At 61.3% G+C, this 25,485-nt stretch carries 29 protein-coding genes and 1 pseudogene; 17 read left to right on the top strand and 13 right to left on the bottom strand.

Features of this window, described 5'->3' with window-relative positions; all coding sequences use genetic code 11:
- Positions 1-103 precede the first annotated feature (103 nt).
- Positions 104-364 (bottom strand): accessory factor UbiK family protein, encoded by a 261-nt coding sequence (locus ACM6I7_RS13435; protein WP_007920416.1) that lies wholly within the window; start codon positions 362-364, stop codon positions 104-106.
- A gap of 413 nt (positions 365-777) precedes the next feature.
- On the opposite strand from ACM6I7_RS13435, the gene glnK reads away from it, so the two are divergent.
- The 4 genes from glnK (at position 778) to sutA (ending at position 3,560) form a co-directional block, all read left to right on the top strand.
- A complete protein-coding gene (gene glnK, locus ACM6I7_RS13440; RefSeq protein ID WP_002555808.1) occupies positions 778-1,116 on the top strand; it encodes a P-II family nitrogen regulator in 339 nt (112 codons plus the stop codon).
- A gap of 36 nt (positions 1,117-1,152) precedes the next feature.
- Entirely contained in the window at positions 1,153-2,490 is a 1,338-nt protein-coding gene (locus tag ACM6I7_RS13445; RefSeq protein WP_027610437.1) for an ammonium transporter, read from the top strand.
- 215 nt (positions 2,491-2,705) lie between these two features.
- The gene (locus ACM6I7_RS13450; RefSeq protein WP_414888719.1) at positions 2,706-3,131 is read left to right on the top strand and encodes a secondary thiamine-phosphate synthase enzyme YjbQ; all 426 of its coding nucleotides are present in this window, start codon (positions 2,706-2,708) and stop codon (positions 3,129-3,131) included.
- A gap of 102 nt (positions 3,132-3,233) precedes the next feature.
- Entirely contained in the window at positions 3,234-3,560 is a 327-nt protein-coding gene (gene sutA / locus ACM6I7_RS13455) for a transcriptional regulator SutA (protein ID WP_007951900.1), read from the top strand.
- A 189-nt stretch (positions 3,561-3,749) separates the two neighbouring features.
- On the opposite strand, the gene ACM6I7_RS13460 is transcribed toward sutA, so the two are convergent.
- The 6 genes from ACM6I7_RS13460 to lptM are packed head-to-tail and all read right to left on the bottom strand — an operon-like array spanning position 3,750 to position 8,359.
- Positions 3,750-4,457, bottom strand: a complete 708-nt coding sequence (locus tag ACM6I7_RS13460; protein WP_096796104.1) for an HAD family hydrolase — start codon at positions 4,455-4,457, stop codon at positions 3,750-3,752.
- Positions 4,454-5,353: a tyrosine recombinase XerC gene (gene xerC, locus ACM6I7_RS13465; RefSeq protein WP_333989201.1), complete on the bottom strand. Its 900-nt coding sequence runs from the start codon at positions 5,351-5,353 to the stop codon at positions 4,454-4,456. Before xerC ends, ACM6I7_RS13460 begins: the two co-directional genes overlap by 4 nt.
- Before the next feature lie 2 nt (positions 5,354-5,355).
- Positions 5,356-6,081, bottom strand: coding sequence for a DUF484 family protein (locus ACM6I7_RS13470; RefSeq protein ID WP_097089519.1), 726 nt, complete (start codon positions 6,079-6,081; stop codon positions 5,356-5,358).
- Between the two features lie 13 nt (positions 6,082-6,094).
- Positions 6,095-6,925, bottom strand: coding sequence for a diaminopimelate epimerase (gene dapF / locus ACM6I7_RS13475; RefSeq protein ID WP_027610441.1), 831 nt, complete (start codon positions 6,923-6,925; stop codon positions 6,095-6,097).
- Between the two features lie 3 nt (positions 6,926-6,928).
- On the bottom strand, positions 6,929-8,176 hold the full coding sequence (gene lysA / locus ACM6I7_RS13480) for a diaminopimelate decarboxylase (protein ID WP_027610442.1): 1,248 nt from the start codon (positions 8,174-8,176) through the stop codon (positions 6,929-6,931).
- Between the two features lie 9 nt (positions 8,177-8,185).
- Entirely contained in the window at positions 8,186-8,359 is a 174-nt protein-coding gene (gene lptM / locus ACM6I7_RS13485; protein ID WP_007911098.1) for an LPS translocon maturation chaperone LptM, read from the bottom strand.
- 316 nt (positions 8,360-8,675) lie between these two features.
- Here lptM and cyaY point away from each other — a divergent pair, with 316 nt between their 5' ends.
- From cyaY to rnk, 3 genes are all read left to right on the top strand, one after another.
- Entirely contained in the window at positions 8,676-9,008 is a 333-nt protein-coding gene (gene cyaY / locus ACM6I7_RS13490) for an iron donor protein CyaY (protein ID WP_003229398.1), read from the top strand.
- Positions 9,009-9,012: 4 nt separating this feature from the next.
- Positions 9,013-9,231, top strand: coding sequence for a DUF1289 domain-containing protein (locus ACM6I7_RS13495; protein ID WP_096796106.1), 219 nt, complete (start codon positions 9,013-9,015; stop codon positions 9,229-9,231).
- A 259-nt stretch (positions 9,232-9,490) separates the two neighbouring features.
- The gene (gene rnk, locus ACM6I7_RS13500) at positions 9,491-9,910 is read left to right on the top strand and encodes a nucleoside diphosphate kinase regulator (RefSeq protein WP_003229397.1); all 420 of its coding nucleotides are present in this window, start codon (positions 9,491-9,493) and stop codon (positions 9,908-9,910) included.
- Between the two features lie 7 nt (positions 9,911-9,917).
- On the opposite strand, the gene ACM6I7_RS13505 is transcribed toward rnk, so the two are convergent.
- The 3 genes from ACM6I7_RS13505 to ACM6I7_RS13515 all read right to left on the bottom strand — a co-directional run bounded on the left by ACM6I7_RS13505 (position 9,918) and on the right by ACM6I7_RS13515 (position 13,737).
- Complete coding sequence (locus ACM6I7_RS13505; protein ID WP_414888720.1) at positions 9,918-12,761, bottom strand: class I adenylate cyclase; 2,844 nt, start codon at positions 12,759-12,761, stop codon at positions 9,918-9,920.
- Positions 12,762-12,945: 184 nt separating this feature from the next.
- Positions 12,946-13,191 carry a TIGR02647 family protein gene (locus ACM6I7_RS13510; RefSeq protein ID WP_027610446.1) on the bottom strand — a complete coding sequence of 82 codons (246 nt, stop codon included), beginning with the start codon at positions 13,189-13,191 and terminating at the stop codon, positions 12,946-12,948.
- A 261-nt stretch (positions 13,192-13,452) separates the two neighbouring features.
- Positions 13,453-13,737, bottom strand: coding sequence for a hypothetical protein (locus tag ACM6I7_RS13515; protein ID WP_027610447.1), 285 nt, complete (start codon positions 13,735-13,737; stop codon positions 13,453-13,455).
- 123 nt (positions 13,738-13,860) lie between these two features.
- Here ACM6I7_RS13515 and ACM6I7_RS13520 point away from each other — a divergent pair, with 123 nt between their 5' ends.
- On the top strand, positions 13,861-14,520 hold the full coding sequence (locus tag ACM6I7_RS13520; protein WP_097089524.1) for a glutathione S-transferase family protein: 660 nt from the start codon (positions 13,861-13,863) through the stop codon (positions 14,518-14,520).
- Between the two features lie 130 nt (positions 14,521-14,650).
- On the opposite strand, the gene argH is transcribed toward ACM6I7_RS13520, so the two are convergent.
- The gene (gene argH, locus ACM6I7_RS13525; RefSeq protein WP_115988642.1) at positions 14,651-16,045 is read right to left on the bottom strand and encodes an argininosuccinate lyase; all 1,395 of its coding nucleotides are present in this window, start codon (positions 16,043-16,045) and stop codon (positions 14,651-14,653) included.
- Positions 16,046-16,368: 323 nt separating this feature from the next.
- On the opposite strand from argH, the pseudogene ACM6I7_RS13530 reads away from it, so the two are divergent.
- From ACM6I7_RS13530 to ACM6I7_RS13565, 8 genes and pseudogenes are all read left to right on the top strand, one after another.
- Positions 16,369-16,521, top strand: a pseudogene (locus tag ACM6I7_RS13530) (sensor histidine kinase); the annotation flags it as partial.
- Positions 16,518-17,264, top strand: coding sequence for a LytR/AlgR family response regulator transcription factor (locus ACM6I7_RS13535; protein WP_003229385.1), 747 nt, complete (start codon positions 16,518-16,520; stop codon positions 17,262-17,264). The pseudogene ACM6I7_RS13530 and the gene ACM6I7_RS13535, both read left to right, overlap by 4 nt.
- A gap of 137 nt (positions 17,265-17,401) precedes the next feature.
- A complete protein-coding gene (hemC, locus tag ACM6I7_RS13540; protein ID WP_027610450.1) occupies positions 17,402-18,343 on the top strand; it encodes a hydroxymethylbilane synthase in 942 nt (313 codons plus the stop codon).
- The gene (locus ACM6I7_RS13545) at positions 18,340-19,107 is read left to right on the top strand and encodes a uroporphyrinogen-III synthase (protein ID WP_096796109.1); all 768 of its coding nucleotides are present in this window, start codon (positions 18,340-18,342) and stop codon (positions 19,105-19,107) included. The genes hemC and ACM6I7_RS13545 overlap by 4 nt, the downstream gene beginning before the upstream one ends.
- A gap of 16 nt (positions 19,108-19,123) precedes the next feature.
- Positions 19,124-20,266 carry a uroporphyrinogen-III C-methyltransferase gene (locus tag ACM6I7_RS13550; RefSeq protein ID WP_150370094.1) on the top strand — a complete coding sequence of 381 codons (1,143 nt, stop codon included), beginning with the start codon at positions 19,124-19,126 and terminating at the stop codon, positions 20,264-20,266.
- Complete coding sequence (locus ACM6I7_RS13555; RefSeq protein ID WP_150370095.1) at positions 20,263-21,501, top strand: heme biosynthesis protein HemY; 1,239 nt, start codon at positions 20,263-20,265, stop codon at positions 21,499-21,501. The genes ACM6I7_RS13550 and ACM6I7_RS13555 overlap by 4 nt, the downstream gene beginning before the upstream one ends.
- 218 nt (positions 21,502-21,719) lie before the next feature.
- Complete coding sequence (locus ACM6I7_RS13560; RefSeq protein ID WP_027610454.1) at positions 21,720-22,271, top strand: disulfide bond formation protein B; 552 nt, start codon at positions 21,720-21,722, stop codon at positions 22,269-22,271.
- A gap of 186 nt (positions 22,272-22,457) precedes the next feature.
- A complete protein-coding gene (locus tag ACM6I7_RS13565; protein ID WP_027610455.1) occupies positions 22,458-22,916 on the top strand; it encodes an Rsd/AlgQ family anti-sigma factor in 459 nt (152 codons plus the stop codon).
- A 75-nt stretch (positions 22,917-22,991) separates the two neighbouring features.
- On the opposite strand, the gene ACM6I7_RS13570 is transcribed toward ACM6I7_RS13565, so the two are convergent.
- Positions 22,992-23,657: an FKBP-type peptidyl-prolyl cis-trans isomerase gene (locus ACM6I7_RS13570; RefSeq protein ID WP_096796111.1), complete on the bottom strand. Its 666-nt coding sequence runs from the start codon at positions 23,655-23,657 to the stop codon at positions 22,992-22,994.
- Positions 23,658-23,849: 192 nt separating this feature from the next.
- On the opposite strand from ACM6I7_RS13570, the gene ACM6I7_RS13575 reads away from it, so the two are divergent.
- A complete protein-coding gene (locus ACM6I7_RS13575; RefSeq protein WP_414888721.1) occupies positions 23,850-24,998 on the top strand; it encodes an AlgP family protein in 1,149 nt (382 codons plus the stop codon).
- On the opposite strand, the gene ACM6I7_RS13580 is transcribed toward ACM6I7_RS13575, so the two are convergent.
- Positions 24,995-25,459: a TIGR02444 family protein gene (locus ACM6I7_RS13580; RefSeq protein ID WP_414888722.1), complete on the bottom strand. Its 465-nt coding sequence runs from the start codon at positions 25,457-25,459 to the stop codon at positions 24,995-24,997. The genes ACM6I7_RS13575 and ACM6I7_RS13580 overlap by 4 nt on opposite strands.
- Positions 25,460-25,485: the final 26 nt, after the last annotated feature.

Consider the following 25,485-nt stretch of genomic DNA (forward strand, 5'->3'; position numbering starts at 1 on the left):
GAATAATTCGTTGTAAGGATTGATTTGACGGAAACCGCTCCTGCCTTGGCAGGAGCGGTTTAACTTCTCTTCGCAAATTTGAAGGCATTTCTACTCGGGATTGTTATTCCGCAGGCGGTGTCAGCTTCGCTTCCATCTCGGCAACTTTCGCTTCGAGGCTCTCGAGGCGGGCACGAGTGCGGGCCAGTACGACCATCTGACTGTCAAACTCTTCACGGCTCACCAAATCGAGTTTGCTGAACGCACTCTGCAGCAGCATCTTGAACTGGCTTTCGATTTCGGCTTTCGGCAGCGGGGTGTCGCCGCTGAACAGGCGGGAGGCGGTGCCGCTCAGGGCGTCGAGGAAGTCTTTGGGCGCGAGCATGGAATGTGTCCTGTAAACAGTGGCGGGCAGTGTATCACGCAGTGTCTATAGTCATTGACGCAGGCACGGATGCACGCTTTTCGCGCAAGCGGACGGACGGCAACGCACCGTTGTTGTGCGTAACCGTCGGGGCTTTTTTGCGCGGGCGCCTGTGGCAGCGGCCAAGGGCTTGAAATCAGGGGAATTTGGCGAGATGGCAAGCTTTCTGCTTAGTCGGTAGTGACCCATGCACTGATGCAGTCGCTGTGACGAATGCAGTGCGGCAGGCGGGACGGGGAGTTTCGCCGGCAGCGGTTAGCTGGCGTCAGTCGGGCAGGTAAGGCCGACGATGCGTTACAAAGCCAGGCACTGCGCTTAGACTTGAGTCGGGTTTGTTTTCCTGGGGCAAGTCCACCAATTCGGGAGAGAGTTTCATGAAGCTAGTCACTGCCATCATCAAGCCGTTCAAGTTGGACGACGTGCGCGAGTCGCTGTCCGAAATCGGCGTGCAGGGCATTACCGTTACTGAAGTCAAAGGCTTCGGCCGGCAGAAGGGTCACACCGAGCTGTATCGCGGCGCGGAATATGTGGTCGATTTTCTGCCCAAGGTGAAAATCGACGTGGCCATCGACGACAAGGATCTGGATCGGGTTATCGAGGCGATAACCAAAGCGGCCAACACCGGCAAGATCGGTGACGGCAAGATCTTCGTGGTCAATCTGGAACAGGCGATCCGCATCCGTACCGGCGAAACCGATACCGACGCGATTTAAGCCGCCACAAACCCCAACGCCCCAGGAGAAAACAATATGACTCTGCGTAAATTCGCAGGGCTAGGAGCCCTGTTGTCCATCGTAATGCCCGGCCTTGCAATGGCGGCAGACGAAGTGGCGGCCCCGGTCCTCAATTCCGGCGACACCGCCTGGATGCTCACCTCGACAGCCCTCGTGCTGTTCATGACCATCCCGGGCCTGGCGCTGTTTTACGGCGGCATGGTTCGCTCGAAAAACATTCTTTCCGTGATGATGCAGTGCTTCGCCATTACCGGTCTGATCAGCATCCTGTGGGTCATTTATGGCTACAGCATTGCGTTCGACACCACCGGCATGGAGCAGGGCGTCGTCAACTTCAACTCGTTCTTCGGCGGCATGGGCAAGGCGTTCCTCGCCGGTGTCACGCCTTCGAGCCTGACCGGCCCTGCGGCGCTGTTCCCCGAGGCGGTGTTCATCACCTTCCAGATGACCTTCGCGATCATCACCCCGGCGCTGATTGTCGGTGCGTTCGCCGAGCGGATGAAATTCTCCGCGATGCTGATTTTCATGGGCATCTGGTTCACCCTCGTCTATGCACCGATCGCGCACATGGTCTGGTCCGGTAACGGCGGCCTGATGTGGGACTGGGGCGTACTCGACTTCGCGGGCGGCACCGTGGTGCACATCAACGCCGGTGTGGCCGGTCTGATTGCGTGCCTGGTATTGGGCAAGCGCAAAGGCTTCCCGACCACTCCGATGGCGCCGCACAACCTCGGTTACACCCTGATGGGTGCTGCGATGCTGTGGGTCGGCTGGTTCGGCTTCAACGCCGGTTCCGCCGCAGCCGCCAACGGCACCGCCGGCATGGCGATGCTGGTCACTCAGATTGCAACAGCAGCAGCGGCTCTGGGCTGGATGTTCGCGGAGTGGATCACTCACGGCAAGCCAAGCGCACTGGGCATCGCCTCGGGTGTGGTTGCCGGTCTGGTGGCAATCACTCCGGCGGCCGGCACTGTGGGCCCGATGGGTGCACTGGTGATCGGTCTGGCGGCAGGTGTGGTGTGCTTCTTCTGCGCCACCACGCTGAAACGCAAACTCGGCTATGACGACTCTCTGGACGCGTTCGGCGTACACGGTATCGGCGGTATCCTCGGTGCGATCCTCACCGGTGTGTTCGCTGCACCGTCGCTGGGTGGCTTCGGCACCGTCACCGACATCGCCGCTCAAGTGTGGATTCAGTGCAAAGGTGTCGGCTTCACGGTGATCTACACCGCGATCGTCACCTTCATCATCCTCAAGGTCCTGGACGCCGTGATGGGGCTGCGCGTGACTGAGGAAGAAGAGTCGGTGGGTCTGGATCTGGCACAACACAACGAACGCGGCTACAACCTGTAAGTACGCGCATTAAAAAACTTGCCCGGTTCGCCGGGCATTTTTTTGTCTGGAATTTGTCATTGAAAGGAAGGCTGAAAGGATTTTTCGTACGGCTTTGGTCGTGTTTACGGCGGGCATTTTTCTGCGGCCAATCGCTTACATCATTGCAGGAATATTAGGGCCTTTGTTTTTTCCCAGAGCGCGCTAGAATGCGCCCCGAACGTGCGGAGAACTGTATGTGGCAACAGACTCTGATAACCCTGCGGGCACGGCCCCGGGGCTTTCATCTGGTAACGGACGAGTTACTCGCCGGCCTGCCTGAACTCAAGGCGTGCCGGGTCGGTCTGTTGCATTTGTGGCTGCAGCACACCTCGGCGTCGTTGACCATCAACGAGAACGCCGATCCGGCGGTCCGTCGCGACTTCGAACGATTTTTCAATCGTCTGATCCCACAAGGAACAGACGGCTATGAGCATAACGACGAAGGCCTGGACGACCTCCCGGCGCACTTCAAGGCCAGCGTACTTGGCTGTCAGATCAGTCTGCCGGTTTCGGCAGGGCGACTGGCACTGGGCACCTGGCAAGGTGTTTATCTGGGCGAGCACCGTGATCATGGCGGTGCCCGTAAAGTCCTCGCCACCCTGCAGGGTGAAGGGGCGTAAACCGTTGGTCACCCGCGGTTACCGATTTTTTTCCGGCGACTTTCGACAGTCGCCAAAGCTGGTCTATAACTAATCTGCTTTTCGCAAGTCATGAGGTAGAACATGAGCGACGATGATCTGGAAAACGACGACCTCGAAGTAGGCGACGAAGACGAGGCCGAGGACGGTCTGGAAGCAGCAGCGGAAGACGTTGCTGAAGACGATGGCGGTGACGATACGCCGGCCCCGGCTGCCAAAGGCAAAGCCAAGGCTGCGGTGTCGGTCGACGAGTTGCCGAGCATCGAAGCCAAGAACAAGGAGCGCGACGCCCTGGCCAAGGCCATGGAAGAATTCCTTGCGCGCGGCGGCAAGGTGCAGGAAGTGGAGGCCAACGTGGTCGCCGATCCGCCCAAAAAGCCGGACAACAAGTACGGCAGCCGCCCTATCTGAGGCGTGCTATCTGCTTGCTGAAAAAGCCCGCCGTCGCTGCGGGCTTTTTCATGCCTGAAACAAAGAGGTCATGGATACACGCAACCCCCTGTGGGAGCGGGCTTGCTCGCGAAGGCGGTGTGTCATTCAAATTGTATGTCGACTGACACGGCCTCTTCGCGAGCAAGCCCGCTCCCACAGGGGGTTACGTCAGGTGGAGAGGGCATTCCAGCGTGCGAGCACGGCTGGCAAATCGGTCAGGCTGCGGATTTCAGCATCCGGCAGTCGCTCGGCTTCCCAGACCTTGCCCGTCGGGTTGAACCAGACGGCACGCATGCCCGCTTGTTGCGCCCCGGCAATGTCATCGCCCGGATGATCGCCGATATGTACGGCGGTTTCGGCTGTGGCGCCACCACGCTGCAACGCCTCGTGAAACAGCCGCACATCCGGCTTGGCGATACCGATATCTTCGGCGCACAAGGCAAACTTGAAGTAATCCGCCAGGCCCAGCCGACGCACGTCGGCGTTGCCGTTGGTGACCACGCCGAGTGCGTAATGGTTGGCGAGGATTTCCAAAGTCGGTTCGACCTCCGGGAACACCTCGATCTGATGCCGCGCATGCAGGAACACTTCAAAGCTTTTGTCGGCCAGATCCGCAGCTTCGCCGTGGGCGTACCCGGCTTCCTCCAGTGCGTGGAACAGCACCCGCCGACGTAACGCACTGATGCGGTGCTTGAGGCCCGGTTCGCTGGCCAGTACCCGCTCACGAATCCCCCACAAATGCTCCACCGGCACTGCGCCCAGATTCGGCGCGTGTTCGCTCAGCCATTGGCGCAATACCGCTTCGGCGCTGACGATCACCGGGGCGGTGTCCCACAGGGTGTCGTCGAGGTCGAAGGTGATCAACTGGATGTTCATGAATCGTCGCCTTTGCTGCGTTTGGCCCGTGGGTGGGCGCTGTCGTAGACCGCCGCCAGGTGCTGGAAGTCCAGGTGGGTGTAGATCTGCGTGGTCTTGATGTCCGAGTGGCCGAGCAATTCCTGCACCGCGCGCAGGTCCTGTGAGGATTCCAGCAAGTGGCTGGCAAAGGAATGCCGCAGCATGTGCGGGTGCAGGTTCTGCCCCAGTTCGCGCTCGCCGGCCAGTTTCACCCGCACCTGAATCGCCCGTGGGCCGAGGCGGCGGCCTTGCTGGCTGACGAACACGGCGTCGTCGGCCGGGTTGGTCATGGCCCGCAGCGGCAGCCATTGCTCCAGTGCTCCGCGGGCCTTTTTGCCGACCGGCAGCAGGCGGGTCTTACTGCCCTTGCCGAGCACCTGAACCATGCCGTCGGCCAGATCCAGCTGATCGAGATTGAGCCCGGTCAGCTCGGACAGGCGCAGGCCCGAGGAATAGAACAATTCGAGAATCGCCTGATCGCGACGGGCGAGAAAGTCGTCCTCGACCGCGCCTTCAAGCAGTTGCAATGCGCGGTCGGTGTCGAGGGTTTTCGGCAGGCGCCGTTCGCCTTTCGGCGGCGCCAGACCGGTCGCCGGGTCGTGGTCGCACAGACCTTCGCGATTCAGATAGTGATAGAGCCCGCGCACCGCTGAAAGCAATCGGGCGAGACTGCGTGACGACTGACCCTGCGCATGCAGGCGGGCGATCAGGCTGCGCAGACGCTGAATATCCAGCGCCGCCCAACTGCCGATGTTCTGCTTGATGCACCAGCCGAGGACTTTATCGAGGTCGCGGCGATAGGCCGACAGGGTGTGCGGCGACACCTGTCGCTCACTGCGCAGGTGTTCGCAGTAAGCGTCCAGTTGTCGTTCCATGCTCAGCGTACCGAGCGCAGGGAGCTGTTGACCCTTGGCAGCACGCGGCCCATGACTTCGGCGATGTAGCTGAGGAACAGCGTGCCGACCGAACTCTTGTAGTGCTGTGGATCGCGGCTGGCGATTGCCAGAATGCCGTGAATGCCCTGATGACTGACCGCGACTACCGCGGTGGAGCCGATCTGCTTGCGCTGTTCTTCGCCGAACAGGAAGTCCAGCTCATGTTCTCGCAGAGTGCCGCTGACGCTCTTGCCTTCGGTGAGCAGCCCGCCGATCGCGGTTTGCGCGTCGGCATGAGTCACCCAGCGGCCAACCGGTGCCGGGTTGTCGCCGAGCAGGATCAGGCTGACAAAGGGCACCTGAAAGTCCTGGCGCAGGCTGTCTTCGACGCTGATCACCACGTCTTCCAGACTGGCCGCGTCCATCAGCGACAGAATCAGGCGACGGGTCTTGTCGAACAGCCGGTCATTGTCGCGGGCGACGTCCATCAACTGCGAGAGACGATGACGCATCTCGATGTTGCGGTCGCGCAGGATGCTCATCTGCCGCTCGACCAGCGAAACGGTGTCACCGCGCTGGTGGGGAATGCGCATGGCGGGCAGCAGTTCTTCGTGCTCGACGAAGAAGTCCGGATGAGCCTCCAGGTATGCGGCAACCGCTGCCGCCTCCAGGCTCTCGGACGCGGATTCGTCGGACTGTCGGGCGGGTACCTGAGGCTTATCGGTCATGGCTTCTGCTCACTCAAAGACGCACTTGTCCTTCGTATACACGCACTGCCGGGCCGGTCATCAGCACTGGATGGCCAGGGCCTGCCCATTCAATGGACAGACGCCCGCCGGGCAGGTCGATCAACAGCGGCGAATCCATCCACCCCTGGCTGATGGCCGCAACTGCAGCGGCACAAGCGCCGGTACCGCAGGCCTGGGTTTCCCCGGCCCCGCGTTCCCAGACGCGCAACTGCGCGCGGTTGCGGTCGATGACCTGGATGAAACCGACGTTGACCCGCGCCGGGAAGCGCGGATGGTGTTCGATTTTCGGCCCCAGTTCATGCACCGGTGCATTGTTGATGTCCTGTACGCGCAGCACCGCATGGGGGTTGCCCATTGACACAGCGGCCAGTTCGACCGTGGTGCCGTCGACTTCCAGCTGATAGCTGCTGGCCTGCGCCGGTGCGTCGAACGGAATATCCGCCGGCACCAGACGCGGCGCGCCCATGTTCACCCCGATCTGGCCGTCGTTACGCACGTCCAGCTCGATGATGCCGCCCTTGGTCTCGACGCGAATCTGCCGCTTGGCCGTCAGACGTTTGTCGAGCACGAAGCGCGCGAAGCAGCGCGCACCGTTGCCACACTGTTCCACTTCCGAGCCATCGGAGTTGAAGATCCGGTAACGGAAATCCACGTCCGGGTTGCTCGGTGCTTCGACGATCAGCAACTGGTCGAAACCGATACCGGTGTGCCGGTCGCCCCATTGCTTGGCGTGCTTGGGCTGAATATGCGCGTGCTGGCTGACCAGGTCGAGAACCATGAAGTCATTGCCCAGGCCGTGCATTTTGGTAAAACGCAGCAGCATGGGTTACTCCGGCAGCAGGCTTTCGCCGGCAAACAGCTCGGCCACGGTTTCGCGGCGGCGCACTTCAAAAACCTGATCACCGTCTACCAACACTTCAGCGGCACGGCCACGGGTGTTGTAGTTGGAACTCATCACGAAGCCGTAGGCACCGGCCGAATGCACGGCCAGCAGGTCGCCTTCTTCCAGCGCGAGCTCACGATCCTTGGCGAGGAAATCGCCGGTTTCGCAGATCGGGCCGACGATGTCGTATTTGCGCGCAGCGGAGTCACGCGGTTTGACCGCGGTGACGTCCATCCAGGCCTGATACAGCGCCGGGCGAATCAGGTCGTTCATCGCCGCGTCGACGATGGCGAAATCCTTGTGTTCGGTGTGCTTGAGGTACTCGACCTGGGTCAGCAGCACGCCGGCGTTGGCGACGATGAAGCGGCCCGGTTCGAACACCAGCGCCAGGTCACGACCGTTCAGACGCTCGCGCACAGCCTTGATGTAGTCGCCGGCCAGTGGCGGCTCTTCATCGCGATACCGCACGCCCAGGCCGCCACCGAGATCGATGTGGCGCAGGTGGATGCCGCAGTCGCCGAGGCGGTCGACCAGATCCAGCAAGCGATCGAGGGCATCGAGGAACGGCGGCAGGGTGGTCAGTTGCGAGCCGATGTGGCAGTCGACACCGATCACTTCCAGGTTCGGCAGGTGCGCGGCACGCACGTACACGTCTTCGGCGTCGGCAATGGCGATGCCGAACTTGTTCTCTTTGAGACCGGTGGAAATGTACGGGTGGGTGCCGGCGTCGACGTCCGGGTTCACGCGCAGCGAGACCGGTGCGCGAACACCCAGCTCGGCAGCCACGACTTGCAGGCGCTCAAGCTCGTCGGTGGATTCGACGTTGAAGCAGTGCACGCCGACTTCCAGCGCGCGACGCATGTCGTCACGGGTCTTGCCGACGCCGGAGAACACGATCTTGTCGGCGCTGCCGCCAGCGGCGAGTACACGTTCCAGCTCGCCACGGGAAACGATGTCGAAACCGGCGCCGAGACGGGCCAGGACATTCAGAACCCCGAGGTTGGAGTTGGCCTTGACGGCGTAGCAGACCAGATGCGGCATGCCGGCCAGCGCGTCGGCGTAGGCCAGATACTGGGCTTCGATGTGCGCACGCGAGTAGACATAGGTGGGCGTGCCGAAGCGGTCGGCGATGGCGGACAGCGCCACACCTTCCGCGAACAGCTCCCCGCCACGGTAGTTAAAAGCGTCCATGGCGATCCCTTATTGGTAAACGTCGTGCTTGTGTGCTTTGGACGGCTGCTTTTGCGAAGACTGGGCTTGCTCGGCCGGGTCCTGATCGTCATCCGGCAGGTACAGCGGGCCTTTTTGACCACAGGCCGAAACGAGGCAGGCAACCGCGACGAGCGCAGCAAGGGAAGAGATCAGGCGCTTCATGGCGAAATCCTTGAAAATGCGTTAATTGCGCCGGAGTATACCGGCCACCCGGCAGCTTGCCTATGCGAGGGGGTTCCCGTCCGGCGGGGCTCTGTGAATACACACAAACCCCTGTGGGAGCGGGCTTGCCCGCGAAGGCGTCGGTCCAGTCGAGAAAAATGCTGGATGTGCCGGCCCCTTCGCGAGCAAGCCCGCTCCCACAAGTGTTGTGTTGGATGTGCCGGCAGGTGCTTGGTCGTTAATCTTTGCAATCGGCCGGCAGCGTCCGTATCTTGCGGCGCTTGAGCCTGATCAGACATTTTTTGAGGTTGCCACAATGAGTTTGTCCGAAGCGCGTTTCCACGATCTGGTCGATGAAACCCAGGAAAAACTGGAGGACATCTTTGACGAAAGCGACCTGGATATCGACCTGGAAAGCTCGGCCGGTGTACTGACTGTGAAGTTTGAAAACGGCACGCAGCTGATTTTCAGTCGTCAGGAGCCGTTGCGTCAGCTGTGGTTGGCGGCGGTGTCCGGCGGTTTCCACTTCGACTACGACGAAGAGAGCGAGCGCTGGATGTGCGACAAGAGCGAAGAGCAACTGGGCGAGATGCTCGAGCGCATCGTCAAGCAGCAAGCCGGCGTCGAATTTGACTTCGAAGGTCTGTGATTTCGTGACTGATAGCGCATCTGTTCGTCCGCCAAAGCCGCTTTACAGCAACATCAGCCCGGCCGTGCCTTCGCCGTGCAGCGGCGTGTGCCGGCTGGATGAACAGAAGGTTTGTCTCGGCTGCTTCCGCCATGTCGAGGATATTCGCGAATGGCGCTCGGCAGACGATCAACGCCGCCGGATCATCTGCCAGCAGGCTGCCGCACGAAAAGCCCTGACTTGACTCGACCTTGTGGTGAGGGGATTTATCCCCGATAGACTGCGCAGCAGTCTCAGAAGCTTGGGGCCGCTGCGCGACCCATCGGGGATAAATCCCCTCGCCACAGGGGTTCTTGCCATTTCAAAAGTGGGTGACTTGTATATTTTTTGAGCTGTGATAGTGTCCGAACACGCCTCAACCCATCGAGGCATGGTGAAAACCCCGTCTTTTTTGGCGGGGTTTTGCTTTTTTTGTGTGCAGAAGAAAGGAGTCTGCCCGGATCATGACCGCACCTTCCATCACTCTTACCCGTCTGGACGTGCAACGTCTGGAGCGCTTGATCGACAACCTGAATGAGAAAGACCAGGCTGCGCCGGGCGTGATCGCGCTGCAAACCGAACTGGACCGCGCCGATACACTGGTCGGCCACGATGAAGTGCCCGCTGATGTCGTGACGATGAATTCCCGTGTGCACTGCCGCGAAGAGGGCAGTGGCAAGGACTATCACCTGACATTGGTCTATCCCAAGGACGCTAACGCCGACGAAGGCAAGATCTCGATCCTCGCGCCGGTCGGCAGCGCGCTGCTGGGCCTGAAGGTCGGTCAGCACATCGACTGGCCGGCTCCGGGTGGCAAGACCCTAAAACTGACGTTGCTGGAAGTTGAATCGCAGCCTGCCAACGGCGGTGAATTCCGCGAGTGATCCCGCCTCAGACCTGTTCGAGCGCCTCGTTCAGGGCGCGCTCCAGGTCGGCCTTGTAGCGCAGATACAAATTGCTTGAACTCTGACCATCACCGAGCAGGCCCGAGAGGTCCAGGTCGGTGATGTAGCAGCGATAGCGCTCGGTCTCGCGGCGCTGCTCGACGATCTCCCGGGCGGCCACGTGGAACAGCTGGTCGCCATATTCCAGCTCGCTGAATTCCCGTTGATTGCAATACAAGGTGACCTGCACCTCGCCCGGTGCGGCTTTGCCGACGATCGCCTGCACGTCGTAGAACGGTTTGTTGACCGGTGTCTGCGGCGCCGGTCGTGGTTCGACCCGGCGCGCCCGCCCGGGGCCGGAAGGCAATAGCTGGTAATACAAGGTGTCGAGGCCGACCGCCGGGTTGCCATCCATCGGCAACAGCGCTTCGCGTCGGTACTGGATCGATTGCAGGAAGCGCTGCAGCGGTACCAGCAGGCTCTGTTCATCGTGATACGGCAGATGCTGTTGCCACAGCGCGTTGAACTCATCCAGCACGTACAGCTCGGCCTGTTGTTCGCTGATCCGGTAGAACACCTGAATCGATTCCGGCTGACCCATCGGCAGGATCAACGCGAGGTCGTGATCCTCCAGCGCCATCGGGTCCAGGTGCAGCGGGCTGTAGCGCGGCTGTTCTTCGCCCAGATAATCGAGCAGCGCCGGCAGTGTGGCGAGTGCGACATGGTTGACCTGGCCCGGCACCAGCTCCAGCACGTGATAGTGCTGTTGCACCTGAATCAGGTAGCGGTGATTGAGCTCGCTGAGCAGCAGGGTCTGCGCGGTGTCGATGACTTCTTCCACGCGCCGGGCAATGAACTGCGCGCGGTTGTGGCAGAAGCAGCGCACCTTCAATGACGGCTGCTGCGCGCCGCGCGGCAGATTGTTGAGGTAGTCGCGCAGGCAATCGAGCAGCGCGTGGGGGCCGTCGAAACGGTTGACCAGCACTTCATTCCAGCTGTTGAGCGTGACCTGATCGAGGGTCAGCACAAGGTTTTCGCGCACCCCGGCGTAACTCAGTGAGTCGGTGCGCTCGGTGGTCATCAGGATATTCAGGTCGCGGTGATGCTTGAGCGGATCGATACCGACGTTGACCAGCATCAGCACTTCGCTCGGCACCGCAGCGCGCAGCAGTCGTTCTTCGGCAACGGTCGGCAGGGGCAGGGCGATGCACTGCTGCAGGCTGCCGAGCAGGTTGAACAGCTCGAACTCGCTCATATCGCTAGTGCCGGGGTGCAGCGCCAGTCGGGTGCTGCTGTCGATCACACCGTTGCGGTGGCACCAGGTCAGCAGTTCGAGCAACTCGCGGCTGCGCTTGATCGGCGCGAAGTGCTCCCACTCCAGCGCGTTCAGGCTACCGTTGTACAAACCCCACTGGGTTTGCCCGGGCTCTTTTTTGTTCGGCGATTGCACCAGCGTCAGGGTGTCTTCGGCCAGATCCGGGGCGATGCCGGGGTTGATGAATTCGACCTTGTCGGCCTTGCGCTCGAATGCGGCGTACAAGCGACGACCGAGCACGTTCAGGTCGCGCTTGTTGATCAGGCTGACGGTCTGTTCGGTGCGGGCGAACTGGGTCAGGAAGCGGTAGCTGTAATTCAGCTCATTGACCAGGGCGCGGCGTTCGGCGCTGACCTGGCGGACTTTCCACTGGCTGCGGCTGTCGAGCAAGGCCAGTTGCCGCTGATCCCAATGCCATTCGTGCGCCAGGCGCTCCAGCAGCGAACGCTGCCAGCTTTGGGTGCGGCTGTTGCCGGTGAGCTTGCGGTTGACCTTGAGGTACAGCGCGCGGCGCACCAGCTCCAGACGCTCCGGTTCGTTGCGGGCGCTGAGGTATTCCTCGATGCGTCGGTACACCACCATGTACGGATCCAGCTCATCCAGATCCAGCTGATTGGCGAACACGGCCTGCTTGTAGCGCAGGCTCAGGCACTGCACTTGCGGGTGTTCGCTGGCGTAGACCTCGGTCAGCAACAGCTTGAGCACCGACTTGTAGGGCGATTCGATGCCCTTGAACAACTGCCACAGGCCGGCACCGATGAACTCGCCCGGCGGAATTGTCGCCAGATGCCCGAGATCAAGCGTCTCGTCGGCGCGAATGAAACGCTTGGACAGCAGAGTGTGGGTGTACAGGTCGTAAGCGCGTTCTTCGTAGACCGGCACCAGCCACCAGATCGGTGTGCGCCCGGCCAGCCAGATCGCGGTGCGATAAAACTCGTCCAGCAACAGATAGTGCTGCGTGCTGCCGCAGTTTTCGGAGCTGAGCTGGGTGTCGCGTTCGCCTTTGACGAAGCGTACCGGGTCGATCAGAAAGAAGTGCGCCTCGGCGCCTTGGGTCGCGGCCCAGGCTTCGAGGAGCTGGCATTTTTTGCGCAACTCGGCGAGTTCGTTGTCGCTCAGGTCCGGTGCGTGGCAAACCCACACGTCCATGTCGCTCTGATCGGCCTGGGCCAGGGTGCCGAGGCTGCCCATCAGAAACAGTCCGTGAATCGGCCGAGGCGGGTTGCTGCCATGGCGCGGCTTGTAGGAGAACGAGCGGGTCAGGCGCTGCGCTTCGGTGAGGGCGCTGGCGTCCGGTTCATAGTTGGACAGCCCGGCTGGGGTGCTGCCGGAAACATAGCCCGGCAACAGCGGGTGATTGACGTGGAAGAACAGCGGCAGCAGGGTCAGCACGCCTTGCTGGCGGCTCGACAGACCTTCGAGCGCCCGGCCAAGGCGACCCTCATTGAGCTTGAGAAAGCGCGCGCGCAGCTGGCTGAGCACCTTGCGGTCGATGCCTTCGTCCAGGTCGGGGCGGATTTCATGGGTGCGCGTCATGTCAGCTCAAACCGGCTCGCAGGCTCGGAAGAAGAGGGTCTCGGAATGGGAGGCAGTTTAGCCTTTGCGCAGCGGGACTTTTAAGCTGAATTTGTTTTTTGACGTCAGATTTTTAGCGGTGAGCGATCAAGCGGGCCCGCGGAAATCCCGTGGCAGGAGTTCCCGTGGGCGAAGACGGGAAAAATCAGGCGGTTTCCTGTTCTCTCAGAATGGTCAGCACGGTTTGCACATTTTGCGCGGCATCACGACCCAGACTGGTCAGATACCCGCCATCGGGCTGGTCGGTGAGGTCTTTCTCGAAGAGGCGTTTGGCGGCGGCGATATGTTTCGGGGCAGCGGTCTGATGAATTTTCAAACCTTCCTGGGAACTGTCCAGGGGAAAGAGTGCGAGGACTTCCAGTTCGGCAACCAGCTCAGGGGTAAGCGACATAAGGACTCCAGACTTTCTAGGAATTGGACGACAGCGCCCCTAAGGTGAACCCGCTTTTGCGGCATGTCCAGTGCTCAGATCAGGGATTTTGTCTTGAGGCGGATTCCAGTCTAGTCGGGGCCGGAGAGTTGGCTGGATGGATGGGTGACAAATTGTGTGGGAGCGAGCTTGCTCGCGAAAGCGATGTGTCATATAGCGTTGTCTTTGCTGATGCACGGCATTCGCGAGCAGGCTCGCTCCCACAGGGGGGATGTGTTTGGCCTACTGCTTTTCCGGTGGCAGCTCAGGCAATGCACGCAGCGCGGTTTCATACCACTCGGTATTGAACGCGCGGTCTTCGTCAAGCATCGCGTCGATTTCGTAGGCCAGCACGTGGGCCATCAGATTCAGGATGTCATCACGCTCGTAACCGACCAGCGTCAGCTTGTTGAAGGTTGCCTTGGCCGCTGGCGGGTTGTCGCTTTCGATCTGGTTCTCGATCGCTTCGATCAGCGTCGATTCGGTGAACTCTTCTTCATCATTGTCGATGTCAGTCGGCTCGCTCATGGCAGGCTCCTCAAGGAAAGGCGCCAGTTTACCCGCATTCAGCGGCGTGATGCTGCTGGCAGGATCGAGCCCGGCGATCTATAAACAGTGCCTGCCCACCCCGCACGGCCTGGAGGCTATGTGATGTTCAAGCTCTACGGATTCGCTGTCAGCAACTACTACAACATGGTCAAGCTGGCGCTGCTGGAAAAAGGCCTGGCGTTCGAAGAAGTCACCTTCTACCCGACGCCGACGCCTGAATCATTGGCGATCAGTCCACGCGGCAAAGTGCCGGTGCTGGGCGTCGAGGCGGGTTTCATCAACGAGACCGCGATCATCCTTGAATACCTCGAGCAGACCCAGAAAGGCACGCCGCTGCTGCCGAGCGATCCATTCGAGCGGGCGCAGGTGCTGGCGATCGCCAAGGAAATCGAGTTGTACATCGAACTGCCGGGCCGCGCCTGTTATGGCGAAGCGTTCTTCGGCTCGCCGGTGCCGGAGGCGATCAAGGAGAAAACCAAAGCCGAGCTGCTGCTGGGTTTCGCGGCACTGGGCCGCCACGGCAAATTCGCCCCGTACGTGGCGGGCGACAGTTTGAGCATCGCGGATTTGTATTTCCTGTACAGCGTGCCGCTGGCGTGTGCGGTCGGGCAGAAACTGTTCGGGATCGATTTGCTGGCAGAGATGCCGAAAGCCAAGGCGCTGCTGGAGCGGCTTGAGCAGAATCCGCATGTGCAGAAGATTGCAGCGGACAAAGAGGCGGCGATGCCGGCGTTTTTGGCGATGATCGCTGCCAAGAAGTGAATTTTATAGCGCTCTGAAGGGAAGCCTTCCCGAGCAGGCTCGCTCCCACAGGGGATTTTTGTCGGCCACAAATTTTGTATTTAACAAAAATCCAAATGTGGGAGCGAGCCTGCTCGCGAAGCTTTTGACCTTAGCGGCTGGCGATGAGGGCCTGACCGCGAACCACCGCTGCCTTGACCTGCGCCGGCGCAGTCCCGCCGATATGGTCACGGGCATTCACCGAGCCTTCCAGGGTCAGCACGGCGAACACGTCCTGCTCGATCTGGTCGCTGAACTGACGCAGTTCTTCCAGGCTCATCTCGGCCAGATCCTTGCCGGTGTCGACGCCGTACTTCACCGCGTGACCGACGATTTCGTGGCAGTCACGGAACGGCAGGCCACGGCGCACCAGGTAGTCCGCCAGATCGGTCGCGGTGGAGAAACCACGCAGGGCCGCTTCACGCATGATCGCGTGTTTCGGTTTGATCGCCGGGATCATGTCGGCAAACGCCCGCAGCGAATCGCGCAGGGTGTCGGCGGCGTCGAACAGCGGCTCTTTGTCTTCCTGGTTGTCCTTGTTGTAGGCCAGAGGCTGGCCTTTCATCAGGGTCAGCAGGCCCATCAATGCGCCGAACACGCGGCCAGTCTTGCCGCGAACCAGTTCCGGTACGTCCGGGTTTTTCTTTTGCGGCATGATCGAGCTGCCGGTGCAGAAGCGATCAGGCAGATCGATGAACTGGAACTGCGCGCTGGTCCACAGCACCAGCTCTTCGGAGAAACGCGACAGGTGCATCATCGCGATGCTGGCGACCGAGCAGAATTCGATGGCGAAGTCGCGATCGGAAACGTTGTCCAGCGAGTTGCCGCCCACGGCGTCGAAGCCCAGCAGTTGCGCGGTGTATTCGCGATCGATCGGGTAGGTGGTGCCGGCCAGCGCGGCGCTGCCCAGCGGCATGCGGTTGGTGCGCTTGCGGCAGTCGACCAGACGCTCGTAGTCGCGGCTGAGCATTTCGAACCACGCCAGCATGTGGTGGCCGAAGGTCACTGGCTGAGCAGTTTGCAGGTGAGTGAAGCCGGGCATGATGCTCGCCGCTTCGCGCTCGGCTTGTTCCAGCAAACCTTTTTGCAAGCGGGTTATTTCGGCCAGGATCAGGTCGATCTCGTCACGCAGCCACAGACGGATGTCGGTGGCGACCTGATCGTTGCGGCTGCGCCCGGTGTGCAGTTTCTTGCCGGTGATACCGATGCGGTCGGTCAGGCGCGCTTCGATGTTCATGTGCACGTCTTCGAGGTCGACGCGCCAGTCGAACTGGCCGGCTTCGATTTCGCCCTGAATGGTCTTCAGGCCGTCGATGATGCTGTCGCGCTCGGCATCGGTCAGCACGCCGACCTTGGCCAGCATGGTGGCGTGGGCGATCGAGCCCATGATGTCGTGGCGATACAGGCGCTGGTCGAAGGTGACGGAGGCGGTGAAGCGGGCGACGAAGGCGTCGACGGGTTCACTGAAGCGGCCGCCCCAGGACTGATTGGTCTTGTCAGTGCTCATGAATTCGCTCGTATCGGCTTGAAGAAAGAAGGCGTGAAACGCTGGCGCGGATAATAACAGGGTTGCCAATCCTGTCGCTGACACCGGTCGATACGTTTTTTTCTCATCTGCTCATTCATAGTCGGCGCCGTCTGCGGGGGATTTGCGCAAGGATATTTTTCGATTGAGCAATATCGGCCCGGCAAGCGTCTACAGTTGGACATAAGGGTCGGCGCGACTGCGGATCGCACAAAGGTTCGGACGCCGACTATAAGAAGAGGGGGTGGGTGGTTTTGTCCTTTGGCATACCCCGTGAAAAACGCAGGAAACAGCGGGCTTTGAGCGGTACGACCCGGACACTGGCAAATATTGCTGGCCGACGTACGGCACTTTTTGGCGCTCGGGCTAGTCTTAGCGTGGATCGCGGTGACGGACGTCACTTCACCTGTCTACGCTATCCTTGTGCGAGACTCACGCAGGAATCCAGCGCAATATGAATGTCCTGATCGTTGATGACGAACCACTGGCTCGCGAGCGCCTAAGCCGAATGGTAAGCGAGCTCGAGGGTTATACAGTCCTGGAGCCCAGCGCCACGAATGGCGAAGAGGCGTTGGCGCTGATCGACAGCCACAAGCCGGATATCGTGCTGCTCGATATTCGCATGCCGGGCCTTGATGGCCTGCAAGTCGCTGCCCGTCTGTGCGAACGCGAAACGCCGCCGGCCGTGGTGTTTTGCACCGGCCCCGATGAATTTGCCGTGGAAGCCCTGCAGGCCAGCGCCGTGGGCTATGTGGTGAAACCCGTGCGAACCGAACATCTGCATGACGCCCTGAAACGGGCTGAACGTCCCAACCGGGCGCAACTCTCGGCCCTGACCCGTCCCGCCGCCGAAAGCGGTAATGGCCCGCGCAGTCACATCAGCGCCCGCACCCGCAAAGGCATCGAGCTGATCCCGCTGGATCAGGTGGTCTATTTCATTGCCGATCACAAATACGTGACCCTGCGCCATGAAAGCGGCGAGGTGCTGCTGGATGAGCCGCTGAAAGCCCTCGAAGACGAATTCGGCGAGCGTTTCGTGCGCATCCACCGCAACGCGCTGGTCGCCCGCGACCGCATCGAGCGTCTGCAACGCACACCGCTGGGGCATTTCCAGCTGTTCCTCAAAGGCCTCAATGGTGATGCGCTGATTGTCAGCCGCCGGCATGTGGCCGGTGTGCGCAAGATGATGCAGGGCCTCTGACCCGGCCTTCGCGCACGGTTGCACTTTCTTCTGCCGGGCATTGCAGGCCAGGGAGGCCACGCCGTTTCTGATTCAAGTCAAAGTGGATTTGGCTGAGCTGTTATTATCCGCCGTATCTATTCAGTACGGATTGATCCATGTCCTCTCGCGAAATCCGCATCGCCACCCGTAAAAGTGCGCTGGCCCTCTGGCAGGCCGAATATGTCAAAGCCCGTCTGGAAGCGGCCCATCCGGGTCTGCTGGTGACGCTGGTGCCCATGGTCAGTCGCGGCGACAAGCTGCTCGACTCGCCGCTGTCGAAAATCGGCGGCAAGGGCCTGTTCGTCAAGGAGCTGGAAACCGCGCTGCTGGAAAACGAAGCCGACATCGCCGTGCATTCGATGAAAGACGTGCCGATGGACTTCCCCGAAGGCCTTGGCCTGTTCTGTATCTGCGAACGCGAAGACCCGCGCGATGCTTTCGTTTCCAATACCTACGCCAGCCTCGATGCGCTGCCTGCCGGCGCCATCGTTGGCACCTCCAGCCTGCGGCGTCAGGCGCAACTGCTGACCCGTCGTCCTGATCTGGAAATCCGCTTCCTGCGCGGTAACGTCAATACCCGTCTGGCCAAGCTCGATGCCGGCGAATATGACGCGATCATCCTCGCGGCGGCCGGCCTGATCCGCCTCGGTTTCGAAGAGCGCATCACTTCTGCGATCAGCGTCGACGACAGTCTGCCGGCCGGTGGCCAAGGCGCTGTCGGCATCGAATGCCGCAGCGCCGACACGCAAATCCACGCCTTGCTCGCACCGTTGCATCACGCCGACACCGCTTCGCGCGTGACCGCTGAACGTGCCCTCAACAAACACCTGAATGGCGGCTGCCAGGTGCCGATCGCCTGCTACGCCGTGCTTGAAGGTGAGCAGTTGTGGTTGCGTGGTCTGGTGGGCGAACCGAGCGGTGGCAAGCTGCTCAGCGCCGAGGCGCGCGCGCCGCGTGCCGATGCCGAGACGCTGGGGGTGAAGGTTGCCGAAGACTTGCTCAGCCAGGGTGCCGACAACATTCTCAAAGCGGTGTATGGCGAGGCAGGTCACGAGTGACTGGCTGGCGCCTGCTGCTGACGCGCCCTGCGGATGACTGCGCGGCGCTGGCCGCGGTGTTGGCCGGACAGGGGATTTTCAGCAGTTGCCTGCCGCTTCTGGACATCGCGCCGCTGCCGGTCTCTGACAAGATACGTCAGGCGCTGGCGCGGCTTTCGGGTTGCAGCGCGGTCATCGTGGTCAGCAAGCCGGCGGCGCGGATTGCGCTTGATCTGCTAGACGCTCATGGGCTTCAGTCGCTGTCGATGCCGTGGTTCAGCGTCGGTGCGGCGACCGCGCAGATTCTTCGCGATCACGGTCTCGATGTGCACTGTCCCGCCGACGGCGATGACAGTGAAGCCCTGCTGCAATTGTCGCGTCTGCGCGAGGCGGTCACCGAGCCCGGCGCGCAGGTGCTGATCCTGCGTGGCGAGGGTGGTCGCGAGCTGCTCGCCGAGCGCCTGCGCGCGCTTGGTGCTAGTGTCGAGTATCTGGAGTTGTATCGGCGTGACCTGCCGGCCTACCCGCCGCAAGAGCTGCCGCGGCGCATCGCAGCGGAACGCTTGAACGGGCTGGTGGTCAGCAGTGGACAGGGTTTCGAGCACTTGCGCCAGATGGCCGGCGATGCCTGGCCGTCAATTGCGCAGTTGCCGTTGTTTGTGCCAAGCCCAAGGGTCGCCGAGCTGGCACGTGCCGCCGGGGCCCGAACAGTTGTGGATTGCCGCGGCGCGAGTGCCGCGGCTTTGCTGACGGCGTTACGGGAGCATCCCGTGCCCGTTCTCTAATGCAAAGGATGGATACGTGAGCGAAACAGCCTTGCCTAAAGATGATGTCCAGCCTGTGATCGATGCCCAGGTTGAAACTCCACCGCCGGCCAAAGAGCCGCGCCGAGGCAACGGACTGGCCATTGTCGCCCTGTTGCTCGGCGCTGCCGGCGTGGCGATCGGTGGCTGGGGTGTCTGGCAGGTGCGTCACCTGCAGAGCAACACCGCACAACAGTCAGGCCAGGTGCAGGCACTGAACGATCAGGCGCAGAGCCTCAAGCTCAACGAACAGCGCCTGACCGAGCGCCTCGCGCAATTGCCCGGTGCCGATGAACTCGCCGAACGTCAGCGTCTGGTGACGCAACTGCAGGGGGATCAGCAGCGTCTCAACCAGCGTCTGGAAACCGTCCTCGGTGCCAGCCGCAAGGACTGGCGTCTGGCCGAGGCCGAGCATCTGCTGCGTCTGGCCAGCCTGCGTCTGTCGGCCTTGCAGGACATCAGCAGCGCCCAGGCGCTGGTGCAGGGTGCCGACGAAATTCTGCGTGAGCAGAACGATCCCGGCTCGTTCGCCGCCCGCGAGCAAGTGGCGAAAACCCTCGTCGCGCTGCGCAGCACCGAGCAGCCGGATCGCACCGGTCTGTTCCTGCGCATCGGTGCCTTGCGTGATCAGGTCATCGAACTGACCGAGCTGGCGCCTGAGTACAAGGATCGCGGCGAGTCGCTGCTGGGCCTGACCGCTGACGGCGATGGTGCCAGTCGCTGGGCGCAGTGGTGGGATCAGGTGTCGCGTTACATCCGCATCGATTTCAATGCCGACAAGAACGTGAAGCCACTGCTGGCCGGGCAAAGTCTGAGCCAGGTGCGCCTTGCCCTGAGTCTCGCGCTGGAGCAAGCGCAATGGGCGGCGCTCAATGGCCAGGCACCGGTCTACACCCAGGCACTGACCGAAGCGCGGGATGTGCTCACGGGCAATTTCAACCCGGACAATCCGCAGAGCAAAATCATGCTTGAACAGGTTGCCGAGCTGAGCCAGCAACCGGTCACGGTCAAGACGCCGGACCTGACCGGCACGCTGAGTGCGGTGCAGGCTTATCTGGAGCGCCGTAACGTCAACGCTGAAGAATCGGTCAAACCGTTCGCCAAACCTGCCGCCAATACCGCGCAGGAGACCACGCCATGAAACGCCTGTATGTGATCGTGTTTCTGGTGATCGCGGCGACGGCGGCACTGGGCCTGGCGATTGCCGAGCACTCCGGGTACGTGTTGATTGCCTACAAGAGCTTCCGCTACGAGGCCAGTCTGTGGGCCACGCTGGGCCTGATCGCGGTGTTGTGGCTGCTGATCTGGGGGATCAAGGCCTTGGTCGAGCTGGTCATGGCCTCCAGTGGCGTGGTCAATCCGTGGTCGCGCCGCAACCGCAGCCGGCGGGTGCAGGTGGCCATCGAACACGGGCAGCTGGATCTGGCCGAAGGTCGCTGGGCCAGCGCGCAACGTCATCTGTCTCGCGCCGCCGAGGCCGAGCGCCAGCCGCTGTTGTATTACCTCGGCGCGGCACGCGCGGCCAACGAACAAGGCAAGTACGAAGAGTGTGATCACCTGCTTGAACGTGCGCTGGAGCGCCAGCCGCAGGCCGAATTGGCGATTGCCTTGAGTCATGCGCAGTTGCAGACCGATCGTGGTGATACCGACGGCGCCTTGGTGACCCTGCAGGCGATGCACGAGCGACATCCGCATAACGTGCAGACCTTGCGACAGTTGCAGCGTCTGCATCAGCAGCGCGGCGACTGGTCGGCGGTGATTCGCCTGTTGCCGGAGCTGCGCAAGGACAAGGCTTTGCCTGCGGCCGAACTGGCTGAACTGGAGCGGCGTGCCTGGGGCAACAACCTGTCTCTGGCAGCGCATCGGGACGAGGACGGCAAGGTCGGTCTGCAGTCACTCACCCGTGCCTGGGAGCAGTTGACCTCCGCGCAGCGTCAGGAGCCGGCGCTGGTGCTGGCATACGCCGAGCAATTGCGTCAGTTGGGTGCTCAGGTCGAAGCAGAAGAAATCCTGCGCAGTGCCCTCAAGCGCAAGTACGACAGCCATCTCGCGCGTCTGTATGGCCTGGTGCGCGGCAGCGATCCGGCGCGCCAGTTGCAGACCGCCGAAGGTTGGCTCAAGGAACATCCTGCTGACCCGAGCCTGTTGCTGACCCTCGGTCGTCTCTGTCTGCAAGCCAGCTTGTGGGGCAAGGCACGGGATTACCTGGAAAGCAGTCTGCGAGTGCAGCGTAACCCTGAAGCCTGCGCCGAGCTGGCACGTCTGCTTGCGCAACTGGGTGACACCGAGCGCAGTAACCAGCTGTTCCAGGAGGGTCTCGGATTGCTGGATGAGCGTCTGCTGGCCGCGCCGTTGCCGGTGCCGGTTCACGCCTGATATCGCGAGGGAGCATGCTCCCTCGTTAACGTTCAGTGAGCGAAAAATTACCTGTGGCGGGCGTCTTGGGCAAAGTCCTACAACGGACTACACCTATTCCTCTCGCACCTGTCGGGTTTTCCCTACACTTCTGGTGAACTGTCGCCAAGGCCCCGCCTTGAAAGGCTGACAAGCTTTCCTCTACCGTAACTGCCTGTCTCCACTGTTACGGAAAAGCCATGTCGTTGGCCTGTTCACGCTCCTTGTTTTTCACGGCTTTCACTGCAGGGGCCATGGCCCTGGGAGCTTCCTATTATCTCGAGTATGCGGTCGGGCTGACGCCCTGCAGCCTGTGCCTGGCGCAAAGGTTTTTCATGGCGTTGCTGACGTTCTGTTGCGGGTTGGCGGCGGTCCACGGCCCACGGCGTGTCGGCCTGTCGCTGTACTGGGTCGCCGCGCTTGGCCTGAGCCTGGGCGGGACTACGGCGGCCTGGCGACAGGTATTGTTGCAGAGTGACCCGTTGATGCAGATGGCGAGGTGCGCGCCTGATGCCGAAGCGTTGTTCAGCAACCTGCCGTGGTTGTGTGCAACGTTGCGGATGCTTAGGGGCGGTGTAGATTGCGCAGAAATTTCCTGGACGCTGTTCGATTTGAGCATCCCGGAATGGAGCCTGCTGTTCTTTGTGGCGATGTCGATCCTGGCGGTCTATCAATTGCTGCGGCTGGTCTGGAGCGCTCTGCAGCGACCGCTCAGCGGCGAAGCGTCGCACCGCACGCTGGTCAGGGATTAAACACTTGTATGAACTTTATCTCCTGCGTACCTTGAAGCCATAGGCGTGCGGGCATAATCTGGCCCGCACGTGTCATTGGATTTATGTTGCTCGATGACGCTCTGCCCGGTCGGCCCCCAAGCGATAACAGCCAGAAGAGGGGCGCGGGTGTAGAGCAGCATGACCCACAAGGGAAGAGAGATCGCCATGCTCGAAAGTTGTCAGAATGCTCAGGAACGCTGGGGTGGAGTTCATCTGCTGATCGACCGCTGGTTGCAAGAGCGTGAAGATCTGATCGGTGCCTACGACAAGTTGGGTGACAAACCACAGGCTCTGTCCGAGAACCGTAAACCCTTGCTTGAATTCTGCGGCGTGCTGGTCGATTACGTCTCGGCCGGGCACTTCGAGATCTACGAACAGCTGACCGGTGAAGCCAAGGCGTTCGGTGACACGCGCGGTCTGGAATTGGCCGAGACAATCTACCCGCGCATCGACGTCATCACCGAAAAACTCCTCGCGTTCAACGACCTTTGCGACGAAGGCAAATGCGTTGCGGAGAAATTCAAGGAGCTCGGTGGCCTGCTTCACGAACGCTTCGAACTTGAAGACTGCCTGATTGAAGTGTTGCACACGGCACACAAGGAAGAAGATACCGCTCAGGCCTGATTGGTTTTCTCAGGCAAAAAAACGCGATGCGCCGAAAGCGCACCGCGTTTTTTTATGCCTGCGAATCGGCGTCGTTCAGCTCGTTGCACCGCGCAATTCGACTTCAAACACCAGCGGTGTGAACGGCGCGATCAGATCGCCCGCACCGTCGGCGCCATAGGCCTGATCCGATGGAATCACCAGTCGCCACTTGGCACCCACCGGCATGTTCTGCAGCGCGGAACGCCAGCCGGCTATCACGCTGTCGAGGCTGAACCATTGTGGCTGAGTGTTCTGATCGAACACCGTGCCATCCGGCAGGCGTCCGACATACAACACCTGGACTTTTCCATCCGGACCGGCCTTGGCACCGGTGCCCGGCGTCAGTTCGGTCAGCAGGATGCCGTCGGCCAATTCCTTCACACCCGGTTTGGCTTTTTCGGCGGTGAGAAAACGCTGCTCGTTTTCCATCGCAGCATCACTGGAAGGCAGCGACGCGTGTTCGGCGTTTTGCGATTCATGATCGGCGAGGATCTGCTCGATCCGTGCTTCGCTCAGTGCCAGTGGCTTGCCTTGATAGGCCTGCTGCAAACCGTCGACCAATGCCTGAATCTGCAATTGCGGCACCTCTTGGCGCAAGCGTTCACCGAGGCTGGCGCCGAGGCTGTAGGCCAGATCGTGAGCATCGTTCGCGGTGGTTTTTTCGTCGGCGTGGGCGGCGGAAAAAATCATGCAGAGGGATAAAAAAAGGTAGCGCGACATGGGCACTCTCCGTCCTGAGATGCGGGCGATTATGCCAGCGCGAAGGTCTGCAACGGTGAACTGCTTTTGTCTTTGTGCAGAACATTTTCGCTTCGTTGCAACGCAACGGTTTCGTTACTGTCAAGATGACCTAGCGGCGGTAACTGCAGAGGTCTAGTATGAGCCGCACTCACGTCAGCCAGGAGGTAAACCATGTCGGCCACCAAGAAGCCTGTAAACACTCCGTTGCACTTACTCCAACAACTCTCGGGCAGCCTGCTCGAGCATTTGGAAAACGCTTGCTCCCAAGCCTTGGCTGATGCTGAAAAACTGCTCGCCAAACTGGAAAAGCAACGCGGCAAGGCGCAAGAAAAACTGCACAAGTCCCGCACCAAATTGCAGGACGCCGCTGCTGCCGGTAAAGCCAAGGCACAGAACAAGGCCAAGGCTGCCGTCAAAGAACTTGAAGACCTGCTCGATGCGTTGAAGGATCGTCAGTCCGACACTCGCGGCTACATTCTGCAACTCAAGCGCGATGCCCAGGAAAGCCTGAAACTGGCCCAGGGTGTCGGCCGGGTGCAAGAGGCCGCCGGCAAAGCGCTGTCCTCCCGCGCCGCCAAACCAGCAGCAGCGCCTGCGAAAAAAGCGCCAGCCAAACCTGCTGCGGCGAAAGCCCCGGCGAAAACCGCTGCGGCAAAACCGGCAGCCAAACCAGCAGCCAAGGCACCGGCTAAAACCGCCGCCAAACCTGCTGCAAAAACCGCAGTGAAAACACCGGCTGCGGCGAGCGCTGCGAAACCGGCCGCACGTACTGCCGCTGCCAAACCTGCAGCGGCCAAACCGGCTGCCAAGCCAGCAGCAAAACCTGCTGCGCGCAAAGTCGCTCCGGCAAAAACCGCTGCTGCTAAACCAGCTGCCAAAGTAGCGGTAAAACCGGCTGCCAAACCTGCCGCGAAAACCGCCGCTGCAAAACCGGCAGCCAAGACTGCGGCCAAACCAGTCGCGGCAAAACCTGCTGCCAAGGTTGCTGCCAAACCAGCGGCCAAGCCTGCCGCTAAAACCGCTGCCAAACCTGCAGCAGCAAAACCTGCGACCGCTGCAGCCAAGCCTGCCGCCAAACCAGTAGCCGCAAAGCCAGCCGCTAAACCAGCCGCCAAGCCAGCTGCCAAACCTGCCGCGAAAAAACCGGCCGTTGCCAAACCAGCTGCCGCCAAGCCGGCGACTGCACCTGCCGCCAAGCCAGCCGCTCCGGCGCCGGCCGCCGCCGCGCCTGCTCCAGCCGCTTCCACCTCGACCACCACGACGGCGCCAACGCCAGCCGCCGCGTCGAGCGCCAGCAGCAACCCGACCAGCGCTTCCTAAGTGCCGGTTGCCGCGACGCGCAGCACTTGCAGCGCGTCGCGGTTCGGGCTGGCGGTCGATCCAGCCAGACTCTCCAGCCATTGCCCCGACGCTGATGCATCATCGCGCGGCCAGTCCTGCGCAACCTGCTCCAGTTGCCACAGCAGATGCCGTTCGGCTTCCAGCTCCAGCGCTTTCATTTGTTCTCGCAGACCCTTGAGTACCGGATCGTCTTCGGCCAGGGTTTTCCATTGAGTGCGCAACGCACGCAGTGGCTGCACCACCTCCCGATCCCAAGGCCCCACCAGCTCTTTCAGCTGCTCTACGCGCTGTTCGTCACAGGCCGTGCCCCGTTGCTCAAGCCACAGACCACAGAGCAGCAGGCAGACATTGGCCCCCGCCGTTTGCAGTTGCAGGCAAGCAGGTTCCACGCCCGGTCGGGCGTAGATGGCAAGGGAAAAGCTCCACAGGTCAGAGGACATCGTGCTACTCGCGCCAGTTGTGAGCG

Source organism: Pseudomonas sp. IT-93MI4 (assembly GCF_949767635.1).
Lineage (GTDB): Bacteria > Pseudomonadota > Gammaproteobacteria > Pseudomonadales > Pseudomonadaceae > Aquipseudomonas > Aquipseudomonas putida_A.

Bases quoted from the DNA above. Each gene is read 5' to 3' on its own strand.
- ACM6I7_RS13435 (WP_007920416.1), bottom strand. From the start codon at position 364: ATGCTCGCGCCCAAAGACTTCCTCGACGCCCTGAGCGGCACCGCCTCC.
- glnK (WP_002555808.1), top strand. From the start codon at position 778: ATGAAGCTAGTCACTGCCATCATCAAGCCGTTCAAGTTGGACGACGTG.
- ACM6I7_RS13445 (WP_027610437.1), top strand. From the start codon at position 1,153: ATGACTCTGCGTAAATTCGCAGGGCTAGGAGCCCTGTTGTCCATCGTA.
- ACM6I7_RS13450 (WP_414888719.1), top strand. From the start codon at position 2,706: ATGTGGCAACAGACTCTGATAACCCTGCGGGCACGGCCCCGGGGCTTT.
- sutA (WP_007951900.1), top strand. From the start codon at position 3,234: ATGAGCGACGATGATCTGGAAAACGACGACCTCGAAGTAGGCGACGAA.
- ACM6I7_RS13460 (WP_096796104.1), bottom strand. From the start codon at position 4,457: ATGAACATCCAGTTGATCACCTTCGACCTCGACGACACCCTGTGGGAC.
- xerC (WP_333989201.1), bottom strand. From the start codon at position 5,353: ATGGAACGACAACTGGACGCTTACTGCGAACACCTGCGCAGTGAGCGA.
- ACM6I7_RS13470 (WP_097089519.1), bottom strand. From the start codon at position 6,081: ATGACCGATAAGCCTCAGGTACCCGCCCGACAGTCCGACGAATCCGCG.
- dapF (WP_027610441.1), bottom strand. From the start codon at position 6,925: ATGCTGCTGCGTTTTACCAAAATGCACGGCCTGGGCAATGACTTCATG.
- lysA (WP_027610442.1), bottom strand. From the start codon at position 8,176: ATGGACGCTTTTAACTACCGTGGCGGGGAGCTGTTCGCGGAAGGTGTG.
- lptM (WP_007911098.1), bottom strand. From the start codon at position 8,359: ATGAAGCGCCTGATCTCTTCCCTTGCTGCGCTCGTCGCGGTTGCCTGC.
- cyaY (WP_003229398.1), top strand. From the start codon at position 8,676: ATGAGTTTGTCCGAAGCGCGTTTCCACGATCTGGTCGATGAAACCCAG.
- rnk (WP_003229397.1), top strand. From the start codon at position 9,491: ATGACCGCACCTTCCATCACTCTTACCCGTCTGGACGTGCAACGTCTG.
- ACM6I7_RS13505 (WP_414888720.1), bottom strand. From the start codon at position 12,761: ATGACGCGCACCCATGAAATCCGCCCCGACCTGGACGAAGGCATCGAC.
- ACM6I7_RS13510 (WP_027610446.1), bottom strand. From the start codon at position 13,191: ATGTCGCTTACCCCTGAGCTGGTTGCCGAACTGGAAGTCCTCGCACTC.
- ACM6I7_RS13515 (WP_027610447.1), bottom strand. From the start codon at position 13,737: ATGAGCGAGCCGACTGACATCGACAATGATGAAGAAGAGTTCACCGAA.
- ACM6I7_RS13520 (WP_097089524.1), top strand. From the start codon at position 13,861: ATGTTCAAGCTCTACGGATTCGCTGTCAGCAACTACTACAACATGGTC.
- argH (WP_115988642.1), bottom strand. From the start codon at position 16,045: ATGAGCACTGACAAGACCAATCAGTCCTGGGGCGGCCGCTTCAGTGAA.
- ACM6I7_RS13535 (WP_003229385.1), top strand. From the start codon at position 16,518: ATGAATGTCCTGATCGTTGATGACGAACCACTGGCTCGCGAGCGCCTA.
- hemC (WP_027610450.1), top strand. From the start codon at position 17,402: ATGTCCTCTCGCGAAATCCGCATCGCCACCCGTAAAAGTGCGCTGGCC.
- ACM6I7_RS13555 (WP_150370095.1), top strand. From the start codon at position 20,263: ATGAAACGCCTGTATGTGATCGTGTTTCTGGTGATCGCGGCGACGGCG.
- ACM6I7_RS13560 (WP_027610454.1), top strand. From the start codon at position 21,720: ATGTCGTTGGCCTGTTCACGCTCCTTGTTTTTCACGGCTTTCACTGCA.
- ACM6I7_RS13565 (WP_027610455.1), top strand. From the start codon at position 22,458: ATGCTCGAAAGTTGTCAGAATGCTCAGGAACGCTGGGGTGGAGTTCAT.
- ACM6I7_RS13570 (WP_096796111.1), bottom strand. From the start codon at position 23,657: ATGTCGCGCTACCTTTTTTTATCCCTCTGCATGATTTTTTCCGCCGCC.
- ACM6I7_RS13575 (WP_414888721.1), top strand. From the start codon at position 23,850: ATGTCGGCCACCAAGAAGCCTGTAAACACTCCGTTGCACTTACTCCAA.
- ACM6I7_RS13580 (WP_414888722.1), bottom strand. From the start codon at position 25,459: ATGTCCTCTGACCTGTGGAGCTTTTCCCTTGCCATCTACGCCCGACCG.